This is a genomic window from Acidobacteriota bacterium (assembly GCA_016208495.1).
GTDB lineage: Bacteria > Acidobacteriota > Blastocatellia > Chloracidobacteriales > Chloracidobacteriaceae > JACQXX01.
In genome coordinates this window covers 1-11,195 of sequence record JACQXX010000135.1, presented here as the reverse complement: position 1 = coordinate 11,195, position 11,195 = coordinate 1, and the positions used below count along the sequence as shown (strand labels likewise).

The following is an 11,195-nucleotide window of genomic DNA, read 5'->3' as shown; positions in this document are numbered from 1 at the left end:
GCGATGAGAGCTTTGGCTGGAAAGATTTCCGCATGTTCCCACTCCTCCACATAGGGATTGATTTCTTTTTCGATAAAACGCCGGAGTGACTCCCGAAACATCTGATGCTCTTCGGTAAATTTCATGGACAGCTAACTCCTTTTTCTGGAATGAAGAAAGTACAAGTGGTTAGTGGTTAGTGGTTAGTCATTGGTGACTGGTGCCTGGTTCTTCTTCGAAAGTATTGATTTCTAACCACTAACCACTAACCGCTAATGCCTGCCGCCCAGTTCCTGGGCTCAAAACTCGGTTTTTTATTAAAACCTCGTTGTAGTATTAAGTGCAGGTTGGTAGCCAACACCCGCTTCGCAGATTAAAACCGAAACCTTGCTGTAGTATTAGGAACCAATCCTTCCAAACCCCGAACCCTGAATCAGATTCCCGAAAAAGCCAGCGCCACGACAAAAATCAATGAATAAACAATCTCCTGAATTCCAACTCGTTTCAGGTTCACGCGCTGGACCGGATGCGCAATGGCCCACAGTGCACGCAAAATGACGGGTGCAAAGGCAATACACAGCCAGAACGGAAAGTTGTGGGTTAGCATTCCCGTGATGAGGCACACTCCAAGTAGGATGTGATAGAGTAGCCCAAGTTGTTTGGCCTGGTCACGTTCAGAAGCCCGGCGAGTGGTGGTTGAAGCCAGCAACCATTTGACGTGAAACACACTGCTGGCAAAAAACAAAATATTGATCTCCCATAACCACAGGGCAGATGAATCCCACTCTCCACGGGCCACATACAATGTGGTGGGTGCGGTGGCAGTCATTCCAAGAATAGCCAGTAATTCACCAAATAGTGAACGGTCTTCTTTGTCCGCCGTCTGCACGGTGTTGATTGCCAGCAGAAGGACACCAAAGACCGCAAAAGGAATCAGCCAATACAATTTGGAGAGAACCACAAGCGGAAATCCAAATGCGGCTGAGAGCAACAAATATCCGGCCATGTACCGAAAGGCTGTGTCAGACGGAGTTCCATTCCGTGTGGTTTTCCACCAGACGGTAGTTGATTCGCGGGCAATAAAAAAAGCCGTTGCGGAAAGTCCAAGCCAGAGGACTGACCAGTTGACCGTTTCAGCCACCAGCATCGCTACGGCCATTGGGACATAAAGCATGGCCCAGGCACCGTGTTCTTTGGGAAGCTTTAATTTGGTTCGTAGACTCATCGGCACATCCTTATTAAGACAGGGTAGAAGATTCGCAAGCTCATGGCTTGGGGCTAAAGAAATCGGGTTGAAGAAAAATTGGTGCTTGGTGCTTCGAAGGTATTGATTTCTAACCACTAACCACTAACCACTAACCACTAATCACTAACCACTAACCACTAACCACTAACCACTAACCACTAATCACGTTTTTTATTCTTCCCGAAAGCGAACCACTTCCACTGAGCAGTGAGCGCGAGTCGAAATGGCGGTTGAGACGCTGCCGAGCAGGAGGCGATCCAGTTTGCTGAGTCCGCGTGCTCCTAAGAAAATGCAATCGGCTTTCCACTCTTCACTGGCATCAAGCAAAATCCGGCGCGGGTCTCCGATTTTGATTAAAGATGAGGTTTCGAGCCCGGCTTCGCGAAATCCTTTGGCCGTTTTATCAACCAGGTTTCGCGCCCACGTTTGGGCTTCAGCCGCCTGCTCTTCGTTGTGCGGGTGCATTGAAGGAAAGGGAGGTGTGACCGCAATTGGTTGAATCGGGTCCTGAACCACCACAATGCACACTTCGCTTTCATTCGGCCAGTTACGGGCTTCAATGGCACACACGGCATTGAGCGAGCTATCTGATCCATCCACTCCGACCAGTAATCGAACGGCGGAATAGGCTTCGGCTGAATGGCTGCGGGAAATCCGGACCGAGCAGTGAGCCTCGGTCACAATTCGCTTGGAAACACTTCCCATCAGGAAGCGGCCCATTGCCGAGCGGCCATGCGAACCGACCACAATCAAATCAGCTTTCCAGGTGTCAGCATAGTGCAGAATCTCTGAAGCTGGGGACCCACGGCGAACTTCGGATTCAATTTTCCAATCAGGAAAATAGTTTCTGACGACCCGGGTGCCAAACTCAGCCTGGTCTTTGGCGGCTTCCAGGGCAAAAGTATAGTTTTTAGTGTCCATAATCTGTGGCATCGGACCGACGCCGGGCAACATGGCCGCATCAGCCAGTTCGGTGCTTGTCGGAGGCGTCAGCCACGATTCAGCGACCGAAAACACCACTACCTGAGCAACTTGCGGTAATCCAGCCCGCCATAATTCGTGCAGAGCGGCGTCAGAACATCGTGAACCGTCATAGGCAATCAAAATGCGCATGTGTTGTGTTTTCATACCAGCCTCGCTTTGGCAAAGAAGGTGAATTGGAAAGGGAAAGGAAACAACCAGGTGCGGGAGACCAGAGTACCATTTTTGACCTGGGTCTGGCTGATAAATTTTACCAGAGCTCCCGGCTGATAAATTTTCCCCACCGTTTCTGCCTTGAACCTCACTTTGTAAGCGCAGTGCAACCGTCATACCAGTGTGATGGAACCTGACTGGCAGGGCTTCTGATAATAAACCTGAGTAATTTTTGCCCGTTATTCAATTATCGAGTTGCAACATTATCGTGAATAAAACTTAAAAGCTGGAACTCCAGATGAAATTTGAGGCATTTCAAGGTAAAGTGAGGTGCAACCGGCAGGTTCCGCTTGGTTTTCTTCACGAACTGGCTTCGATATCGTCGAACACTGTTACCCAGGAGATCAGGATATGCATTTCGCTGAGTTTCTGGCTGGACTTTTTGAATTCATTGGGATGTGTATTGGTGAAATAGGAATTTCACAAGTTTCCAAAGAATATGACCAAACACGCGATCAGAACCAGTTAGTCATCAATGTAGGGTTGTGGGCCATTGCTGGATTCTTGCTTGGGTTGGTGGTGTGGGGAACCGGGTATTCTCCCTGGCGACCTCACCCAAGAATTCATTTTCTAACTGTTGTTGGAGTATGCAGTCTGGTGGTTGGACTCATCGGTTTGGTAATAGAACTTATTCGGCTTCGGAACAAACCACAGCCAGCAATTCAAGAGGGAACATTTCAAAATTCACCCCGAAGGAAACACAAGCAACGACGCCGGAGGAGGGAACCACCAGCATGAAAACTCCATTGAACGTCTTGCTGTTGCTTGTTTTCTTGTATTTATTGACTGGCACTCAATCTGCACAACCCGTTTCTCGCAAACCCACCCGGACAATCGTCAGTTATTGCTGGTTAAGCCACAATCCGCAGCCGTTTGACGGAAAAACTATTTCTGTAAGCGGAATCCTGTCCATTTATCCAAATCAAATGATACTTTCCGACACCGCTTGTGTCCTTGAACAGGATAATCCCAATTGCAGGATAATCTTCATTGATGATTTTCAGCCGGATCCAGAAACCGCTCCCTGGCTGCAACAAGCAACGGATTTTCAAACTGATCGTCGGCAAAAAATGGCGGAAGTGATTGTGAGTGGTAAGTTTAACTATCATAAGCAAGCTTGTTTCCAATCCAAGTTTACTCTGGTGATTTCCGAAATCAAGCCACTTTCCGAAGCATTTGATCAGTAATATCAGGTTGGAGTCAGTAGTTCACTAACTTTCTATGATTGAGTTTCAAGAAGTCCCACTCAATGCAGGTGTAAAAGGCAATTACCGTCCCTTGGCTGTTATCAACCAACCTGTGACTGCCATTGCACGAGGGCATAATTTGACCATTGATGAATTTGACGAAGATGGCCTTGGCTGGTCACATATGGTTGTTTTGCGGGCAAGTGATGGTCAACAAATTATGGTGGTTCAACACTTGCAGAGCCCCTGGCCAGAAACATCAACCATTGAAATGGTACCTGATGATCCGACAACCCCAGCCGTTCTCGATGAATTTTTGGCCTGGCTTGGAATGGGAGCCGCTGATCTGACCTGGCTTTCTCCAGATATTACGCTTCCGATCTATAGCCTGCGGCGGCAGGATGACAACGGACAGATATTTAAAATTGAAACCGTTTCAGGGTTGGGTGAAGCCATTCGGCGGGTCAAAGCCTTCGAAGCTCTTGGCCACAAACAGTGTTACTGGTATGAGGAAGAGCGAGTGGTGAGTAGCGAGTAGTGAGTAGTCAACCCACGAAGAGCGGGGAGTTTTTATGCATCAGGTTTTGGTTCTTCTGGTTTTCGTTTTGCCGATATTGGAGCTGATAGTTCAGCCTGTTCCTGCATTTCGCCAAGCTGTCAAAAGCACTATCCTCTCTGGAACTATCACCTTTGAAAGTAAATTTGGTGACCGTCCAGCGGCAGATTATTTCATTTCATTCCAAAAAACTGATTGTGAATCCTGTATTTACTCTTCTCGAACAAATGCACAGGGAAAATTTCGGGTTGAAGTCCCACCTGGAAGCTATTTGATAGTTGCCCAGGAACGAGCCCCCAATGGCGAAATGAAAGATTTGATACCGCCAGGGCAACTCCAGGTTATTGAAGCAAACGGGTTTCAGGTGACTTGTGATATTCGATTGATGATGCCAGCAGTGCTTGAGGAAACGCTGAAGTGTGTGAAAGAACAAGAAGCCGGTGTTGAGCCTTCTCCCGGTTTGATCTCCCTGACTCCAACCGGGTATTGCAAACGATCTGGAACGGTTGTTTTGGAGCTAAAAAACCAATCAAATCGCACCTTTTCCTATCTTGGAAATAATCCAGAATCTCCGGTTTATCAATACCAGGTCCGTCATTTTGGCTGGTGGAGAAAGAGAACCATTTTTTGGTGCGATGTTGGTGGGCTCGGAGCGTCGGAACTCAGCCCCTATTCCACACAGAAGATATTTTTGGATTCAGATGAACTCGAAAATGGACGGAATGTGAAGCTCAAAATCTGCATCACCGGAGGGTTTGCAGAGAAGAGCTATGACATTTGGACACAACCATTTAAGGTCAACAACCTTCCTGATTATTGTCGTGAATGATCTGACCAAAACCGCCGATTGATCGCTGGCCTGAACCCTGATCAAGGAATCACGATCCAGGTTGTCCCGGTTTCCAAATTAAAGCAATTCATTCGCTTGAGTGGTGGAGCATAGAGATGGATTGAAACCGCAGGTGTCTGGTCTGAAATGTTGGCAACGCGGTGGATATCCTCGGAACTCGACACCATGACATCGCCGGGGGTGAGTTGGGTCGTGCGGGTTTCCTCAAGATTGGATGAATCTGGGTGAATTCGTTGATACTCAATACAGTGCAGGCTACCGGAGTAAATTTTATCTACTGTAAATGAGCCATCGTGGTCGTGAATAAGCGTTCCCTGGCCTGGTTCCCAACACATAATCAGAATCTCGAAGTCTTCGTTTCGAAAAAACAGGTTTCGAGTGTATTTCTGTCTGGAAAACGTGACGTGGAGTTCAACTTCCGGGTCAAAGCTTTGAACTTGTTGAAACAGCGCTGCAATCACCTCGGGTGTTCGTTCGTTCTGGTCGAGCTGGGTCAGGCGCTGAACAAAGTCGGTGATGGTCAAAGCATCGGTTTGTAAATCAACGGAAACAGTTGAAGACATAGGTCTACCCTCAAAGGTTCAGGTTGTGGCTGAATCGAGTTCAAAACAGCATGAGTGGTGTTGGAAGTATCCCTGATTGCCAGCGAGGTACGTGGGTGTGTATTGTGGAAACCAGGGATTTTGATGGCTGACTGCGAATGGGCGGCCAATATAATACAATTCCTATTGGTTTACTAGGAAAACTTTTTATGAAACTCACGACACGTAGTGAATATGCTTTGCTTGCTTTAATTTACCTGGGCCGGAATCAAACTGACGGCCCGATTGCATCGGCGCGGATTGCTGAAGCCCAGAAAATCCCGCTCAAGTACCTCGAACAGATCATGTCGGCGATGCAGCGCTCTGGGTATGTTTCCAGTGTCAAGGGGCAGCACGGCGGATACCGACTCGCTCGAAATCCCAGTGAAATTTCACTGGCCCAGGTGATTCGGCTCTTTGATGGAGCGCTGGCCCCGACGGAATCGGTCAGTAAATATTTCTACAAAGCTACACCACTTGAAAAGGAACAGAAGATGATTGACGTGTTGCGCGAAGTGCGCGACTTCATCGCTCAAAAACTGGAAACCACAACGCTGGCTGATTTGCTGTGATCTGAATTTATGATGTGACATGGTTTGGTTCAACTGGTAAAAGCTGAACTCTCCCCTGGGCAATCACGTTAAGCCGGGTATCACTTCACTCCATTTCACGAATCCATTTCACATCTGTATATATAAAAGGAGAGGCATATGGCACAAAGAGATCCTGGAACGGCTGGTTTATTGAGCTTTTTGATTCCTGGTGTCGGGCAAATTTACAACGGTTGTTTTGTCCGGGGAATTATCTGGTTGATCATTACACCAGGATTCTGGATTGGCACAGGCGGCATGCTCGGCTGGGTTTGTCATTTCATTTCAGCCTATACCGCCTATGATTATGCCAAAACCCATCCCAATCGTTGACCTCACCGGGAATACAAAAATCACTTCACGCGCCGTGGGTTCAGCTTCTGGATCCACGGCGTGAAGTTTTTTAGGTCAGCAAATTTGCCTCTTTCCGCGCTGAGCAATTTTTCAATTGGTGGTCCTGGTTCATTGATTGCATCTAAATTGCTCAGGACTTACGCCGCTTTTTTGCCGGGCAGCTTTATTCTGAATGTAATGATACTTATGGCTTAACGAATCTGGCGAACGCGCCTTCAATTGATGGATCGTCAACCGTCGTGTTTGGATTGGAAAATGCCATCCCAACGATTGCCGCCCAACGTCTGGATTTTGTGTTATGCCAGGTCAACGTTGGAAATAAAGAACTTGTCAGTATCACCCGCGTGAGCGGGTGGGGGTAGAAGCAAGCAAGGCCACCCACTGACGCGGGTGGTACTGACTGATTGGTTCTTCTGATTTGTCTCCAACACAAAATCCGGTAGAAGCAGCAATATGCGGTCGGAATTTGCCGCGATTTTCACCTTCTGAATTCTGATCGAGCCATCTCTGAGTGTCCTTAAAACGCACATTGAAAAAAGGATAAGGAGCATTTTGGTGGCTCAAGCCAGGATGAATTTTCGATTCTTGAAAATTTACGCACTGATGAGGAGTGACAGCGCGGGGCAAATCTGATAAAAAGCAAATAATTCTGACTTATACAAGCGTTTGCCATTTGCCATTGTCTTTTGTTTCGCTCTCTCTCAACTGTCTCCCCCTTAGAGGCAGTTCCCCTTAACCAAAAGGCAATGTGCAAATGGCAAATTGATTTCTTCTTCATTTGCTCAAGCACCACACAATTTCATATTCACCATAAAAACCACTCTTCAGACCGGCATTATTGCAGGGAAGGTTTTTTGGTGGGCTTTCATTCTGGCGGATTATGTGGTTTCGTGGTTTTTCCGGGGGATTTTTCAGAGGAGAGGGCTGATAGGGCGGGATAAAAATGGTCGAAGACAAAAAAGGGAACACACCCTCAACCCAAATGAGGTTGATGCTTGAAAGCGGTGAGGGCGTGTTCCGCCATGGCCTGAGCCAGAAATTATAAACCTTTTGTTTACAATGAATATCAGGGTTTCGGCGATGAGTTGACTGATCCCACTCAAGATGAAGACTGGGGAACTGGCGGGTACCACGCAACGTGGAGTATCTGGCCCTGAACCCTGAACCCTGAACCCTGGTGGTATGATATTTCCATCCGACTCCCTAAGGGTTTTATTCAGTGATAAACTTGAGGTTGCATACCAGAAATCCAGATTACAGGTTTTGATGCTATGACCCTGGCTTCACTGCGCAGTTTTGAAGCGCTGGCCGCTCGGGCAGCGGTGTATCGCGCTCATGAACACCAGATCAATGCGCTCTACTGGCAACTCGTCCAGATTGTGGCACCCCAGGCTTTTGAGTTCCGGCATGCCCTGGCAGATGTTGCCCTGGCACGGACCGTGCGCGAAATCGAGACCAGTGACCAGTTCCTGACAGAGGCTCAGGCTGATTTCACTGACCTTGAAGACAAAGCAATTCACCATACACAAGCAGTGCTGCGCGAATGGATTGACCCGGTTCAAAAACAAAACCGAAAAGCTTTTATCCTTAATCATTTAGGGAAAGTCGAAGCCAATCAACGTCACCGCCGGGCTGAACTCAAAGAGCACCTCCGGGAATTTTTCAGCAGTGCCCACCGCCTCAATCCCAATCGGTGGACGACACAAACCATTGAACGCCTTGGATTTGCCCTTCTTGACGGAGAACTGGCAGCCGAAGCGACAGCCGAAGCCGTAGTTGCGTTTGCCCTCGAAATTGCGGCTCATTTTCTGGCAATCTCCAAATCGGTTGAAAAAAACCAGTTCGATTCACTTCTGACTCGATTGCATGCGGACCGGCAACTGGCTGGCGAAGAATATGAAAAGCTTCGCGACCGCCTGATTTATTTTTTCGAAGCCCGCCAGTGGCATGGTTCTGAAACCGGCCAGTTTATTGATGTCAGCCGGGCGGCGGATGAAACATTGAACCGGGTAGCGGAAAAAGTTCATCAGGAAGATGAATGCGCTGCCGGTCAGGACACACGAATTCAGAATGTGAGAGCCTACACGCTTGGTGTTGCCAAACTGGTTTGGATGGAACTTCACACCCAGGCAACCCAATCAATTCAGGAACCGGCACCTTTGCTCGCACCGTCTCCAAATATGGTGCGCATCCTGCAAACCCAATGTCTGATGTCACTCAAGGAAGAGCACCGCAAGCTCATTCTCCGCTACTGTGGTTGTAAGGTTCTGGACGACCAGAACGCGGCTGAATATCGCCGTCAGTTAATTGAAGAATTTGGGTTTAAGGACGCGAAAGCACTCCAGCAAAGTGTTTCCTACATTCGAAGTAAGCTGGAAAAATGCGTTGAACATCGGCTCCGGTTGGCTCACCGCTCGCCTTTTGAAACAGGCTCTGACGAACTGCGGGAAGGAGGTGACCTCGATGACTGGCTGGAAATTTGATACTCAGGTCTTTCGCTTCTATCTTCTTGGCCAATCAGATCAACTCCTGGCACTTGGAATCACACCGGAACTCTTTGAAGAGGCCCTGTTTTCCGACCCTGACGTTCTGGAGCAGCTTTCTCAATCTGAGGATGCACTCGTTGATGAGTATGTACTTGGAAAACTAACCCAGGTTGATCGAGTGTTGTTTGAAACCGGCTATCTGACTACCGACGGACGTCACCGAAAAGTAGCCCTGGCGAAAACATTATTTCAAAGCGTCGTTCCAGGATTTTCAGTTGTGGCTGAACCTTCAGTTGCTTCGGTTCTCGACCCCGGCGCCATCGAGGATGAAGATATTGAGCGCTACCTGCTTGGCCAGATGACTGAAGCAGAGCGTGTCCAATTAGAAACCGTTTATTTTGAAGATGATGCCTTGTTTACCCGAGTCAAGCTGGTCGAAGATCGCCTGATGAATAATTATTTGTTCTATTCACTTTCCGAATCCGCTGAGGAGCGATTTACGGCAACCTATCTGGTGCCGCCCAGCCGATATCGCCGGGTAAAGTTGACCGAGTTATTGCTCAGCAAAGCCTCGGAGCAGCTTTCGGCGGATCCCCAGTTTTGTGATTCGATTGGATATCTGCATCCCCTGGCAAATTCACCCGAAATCGAAGACAAGAAGCCTGAATCACCCTCCAAAAGTTCAGATACATAGTTTGAAAGCCAAAACGATAATAAAAGAAGTTGTCCGGTATCAGCATCTTATGGGAAAATAGCTGACATCTGATACCATCCTGCTCCGTTTTTGCCCATGTAGTGAAGTCTCCCATGTGGAAAACATTTTATCGTTGGCTTAAAACCAAAGAACTCAACATTGTGTATTTAGGCCCTCCTCTGGCTGGAAAGCATGCCAATTTGCGTTATTTGCAAATGCTTGCGTTAAAAGAGTTTGGTGTGAAATCAAGCACAACCAACGAACTGATTTTGGAAGGGAGTCAGTTATTGCCATTGTTAGGGATGGATTCCACGCTGGTTGGGGTGCAGCCGATAGAGTTTCGAATCCAGACCATTCCGATCAGTGCCTATCGTGATCCAGTCCGAGACGACCTGTTGCGGGAAATGGATGCAGCAGTCATCGTTTTTGATTCGCAACGGGGACGGATGGACTCAAACGCGGCGATCAACTGGAATTTGAAAAGCTGGATGATCAACCTCAATCGGGATATGACAAGCATTCCCCAGGTGATTCAGTACAATAAACGTGATTTCCCAAGACTGGAAACAATTGAAAGCATGGAACTTCGACTTAATCCGCTACAGTTGCCATATGTTGAAGCCTCGGCTTCCAAAGGTGTTGGCGTGACTGAAACCTTGCGGATCCTGGTGGAAAAACTGGTTCCTTCCTCCGTTACGTCTCAGGCTCGTTAAAGTCAGATCAAAATGTCCAAGATTCCAAATCAACTTACCAGATATCTAACCGAAGTGGTTTACATCCGGTTTGTACTTGGTACAGAGATCAACAATCATCAGTGAATAAGCTGAACCAAAGAAGCCGGAAAAACCATGAACCGTCAGCCACGATTTGGTCATCAGTCGAGTCTTTTGCTTTTGCTTTGGGTGAGTGGAGCACTCAGTCCATCAAGCTTTTTGGTTTGGAATGAAAGAATCGAGGTCATGGCCTCAACCGAAATATCTTTCCATAAAGTCCAAAACAATCCAGCTTCAAATCAAGCAACAGCAGAACCGACGCTCCTTTCTGCAACCGATATCATTGAGCGTGAGTTGCAAGCCGAACAAAAGCATAGTTTTACCGTGCAGCTTGAAGCCAATCAATTTGTCCGTATCGAGGTTGAGCAACAAGGGATTGATGTCATTGTCCGACTGTTTGACCCGGCTGGGAAACAGGTTCAGGAAATGGACAGCCCCAATGGAACCAAGGGACCAGAACATCTACGGCATGTGACGGTTGAAGCCGGGAAGTATCGAGTTGAGGTCGGTGGGCTGGAAAAAGGGGCCAAACCGGGGAAATATACCATTCGGCTGGGGGAAGTTCGTCCGCCTCAGCCCGATGACGCTGCCGTTATCCACTATGACCAGCTTGCAAACCGGGTCAAGATCCTGCTTGGTGTTGAACGGTTTCAGGAGGTGCTTCCGATTGCCGAGCAATTGGTGACGGCGGCAGCCGAGGCGTAT

13 protein-coding genes are annotated in these 11,195 nt (G+C 48.0%); 9 read left to right on the top strand and 4 right to left on the bottom strand.

All coding sequences use genetic code 11. From position 1 onward, the window contains the following. From HY774_26535 to HY774_26525, 3 genes are all read right to left on the bottom strand, one after another. Nucleotides 1-125, bottom strand: a 125-nt coding sequence (locus HY774_26535) for an acyl-CoA dehydrogenase family protein (GenBank protein MBI4752061.1), incomplete at its 3' end; no start/stop codon positions are given. A gap of 287 nt (nucleotides 126-412) precedes the next feature. After that, nucleotides 413-1,204 carry a YwiC-like family protein gene (locus HY774_26530; protein MBI4752060.1) on the bottom strand — a complete coding sequence of 264 codons (792 nt, stop codon included), beginning with the start codon at nucleotides 1,202-1,204 and terminating at the stop codon, nucleotides 413-415. Between the two features lie 192 nt (nucleotides 1,205-1,396). Then, nucleotides 1,397-2,353: a universal stress protein gene (locus HY774_26525; protein ID MBI4752059.1), complete on the bottom strand. Its 957-nt coding sequence runs from the start codon at nucleotides 2,351-2,353 to the stop codon at nucleotides 1,397-1,399. Nucleotides 2,354-3,006: 653 nt separating this feature from the next. On the opposite strand from HY774_26525, the gene HY774_26520 reads away from it, so the two are divergent. The 3 genes from HY774_26520 to HY774_26510 all read left to right on the top strand — a co-directional run bounded on the left by HY774_26520 (nucleotide 3,007) and on the right by HY774_26510 (nucleotide 4,991). Further along, nucleotides 3,007-3,606, top strand: a complete 600-nt coding sequence (locus tag HY774_26520; GenBank protein MBI4752058.1) for a hypothetical protein — start codon at nucleotides 3,007-3,009, stop codon at nucleotides 3,604-3,606. A gap of 331 nt (nucleotides 3,607-3,937) precedes the next feature. Continuing rightward, nucleotides 3,938-4,144, top strand: a complete 207-nt coding sequence (locus HY774_26515) for a hypothetical protein (GenBank protein ID MBI4752057.1) — start codon at nucleotides 3,938-3,940, stop codon at nucleotides 4,142-4,144. A gap of 289 nt (nucleotides 4,145-4,433) precedes the next feature. Then, nucleotides 4,434-4,991, top strand: coding sequence for a hypothetical protein (locus HY774_26510; protein ID MBI4752056.1), 558 nt, complete (start codon nucleotides 4,434-4,436; stop codon nucleotides 4,989-4,991). Nucleotides 4,992-5,032: 41 nt separating this feature from the next. On the opposite strand, the gene HY774_26505 is transcribed toward HY774_26510, so the two are convergent. After that, nucleotides 5,033-5,575 carry a cysteine dioxygenase family protein gene (locus HY774_26505; protein MBI4752055.1) on the bottom strand — a complete coding sequence of 181 codons (543 nt, stop codon included), beginning with the start codon at nucleotides 5,573-5,575 and terminating at the stop codon, nucleotides 5,033-5,035. A 188-nt stretch (nucleotides 5,576-5,763) separates the two neighbouring features. On the opposite strand from HY774_26505, the gene HY774_26500 reads away from it, so the two are divergent. From HY774_26500 to HY774_26475, 6 genes are all read left to right on the top strand, one after another. Further along, a complete protein-coding gene (locus HY774_26500) occupies nucleotides 5,764-6,165 on the top strand; it encodes an Rrf2 family transcriptional regulator (protein MBI4752054.1) in 402 nt (133 codons plus the stop codon). A 138-nt stretch (nucleotides 6,166-6,303) separates the two neighbouring features. Beyond that, nucleotides 6,304-6,516 (top strand): hypothetical protein, encoded by a 213-nt coding sequence (locus HY774_26495; GenBank protein MBI4752053.1) that lies wholly within the window; start codon nucleotides 6,304-6,306, stop codon nucleotides 6,514-6,516. Nucleotides 6,517-7,808: 1,292 nt separating this feature from the next. Continuing rightward, nucleotides 7,809-9,020, top strand: coding sequence for a hypothetical protein (locus HY774_26490; protein MBI4752052.1), 1,212 nt, complete (start codon nucleotides 7,809-7,811; stop codon nucleotides 9,018-9,020). After that, nucleotides 9,001-9,717: a hypothetical protein gene (locus HY774_26485; protein MBI4752051.1), complete on the top strand. Its 717-nt coding sequence runs from the start codon at nucleotides 9,001-9,003 to the stop codon at nucleotides 9,715-9,717. The genes HY774_26490 and HY774_26485 overlap by 20 nt, the downstream gene beginning before the upstream one ends. A 113-nt stretch (nucleotides 9,718-9,830) precedes the next feature. Continuing rightward, entirely contained in the window at nucleotides 9,831-10,430 is a 600-nt protein-coding gene (locus HY774_26480) for a GTPase domain-containing protein (GenBank protein ID MBI4752050.1), read from the top strand. A 135-nt stretch (nucleotides 10,431-10,565) separates the two neighbouring features. Continuing rightward, nucleotides 10,566-11,195 (top strand): PPC domain-containing protein (locus tag HY774_26475; protein MBI4752049.1); only part of this gene is annotated, 630 nt, incomplete at its 3' end.

What these genes read in the sequence shown, in the direction of transcription:
- HY774_26500 (MBI4752054.1), top strand. Translation starts at nt 5,764, where the DNA reads ATGAAACTCACGACACGTAGTGAATATGCTTTGCTTGCTTTAATTTAC.
- HY774_26485 (MBI4752051.1), top strand. Translation starts at nt 9,001, where the DNA reads ATGACTGGCTGGAAATTTGATACTCAGGTCTTTCGCTTCTATCTTCTT.
- HY774_26525 (MBI4752059.1), bottom strand. Translation starts at nt 2,353, where the DNA reads ATGAAAACACAACACATGCGCATTTTGATTGCCTATGACGGTTCACGA.
- HY774_26505 (MBI4752055.1), bottom strand. Translation starts at nt 5,575, where the DNA reads ATGTCTTCAACTGTTTCCGTTGATTTACAAACCGATGCTTTGACCATC.
- HY774_26495 (MBI4752053.1), top strand. Translation starts at nt 6,304, where the DNA reads ATGGCACAAAGAGATCCTGGAACGGCTGGTTTATTGAGCTTTTTGATT.
- HY774_26490 (MBI4752052.1), top strand. Translation starts at nt 7,809, where the DNA reads ATGACCCTGGCTTCACTGCGCAGTTTTGAAGCGCTGGCCGCTCGGGCA.
- HY774_26515 (MBI4752057.1), top strand. Translation starts at nt 3,938, where the DNA reads ATGGGAGCCGCTGATCTGACCTGGCTTTCTCCAGATATTACGCTTCCG.
- HY774_26520 (MBI4752058.1), top strand. Translation starts at nt 3,007, where the DNA reads ATGCAGTCTGGTGGTTGGACTCATCGGTTTGGTAATAGAACTTATTCG.
- HY774_26480 (MBI4752050.1), top strand. Translation starts at nt 9,831, where the DNA reads ATGTGGAAAACATTTTATCGTTGGCTTAAAACCAAAGAACTCAACATT.
- HY774_26530 (MBI4752060.1), bottom strand. Translation starts at nt 1,204, where the DNA reads ATGAGTCTACGAACCAAATTAAAGCTTCCCAAAGAACACGGTGCCTGG.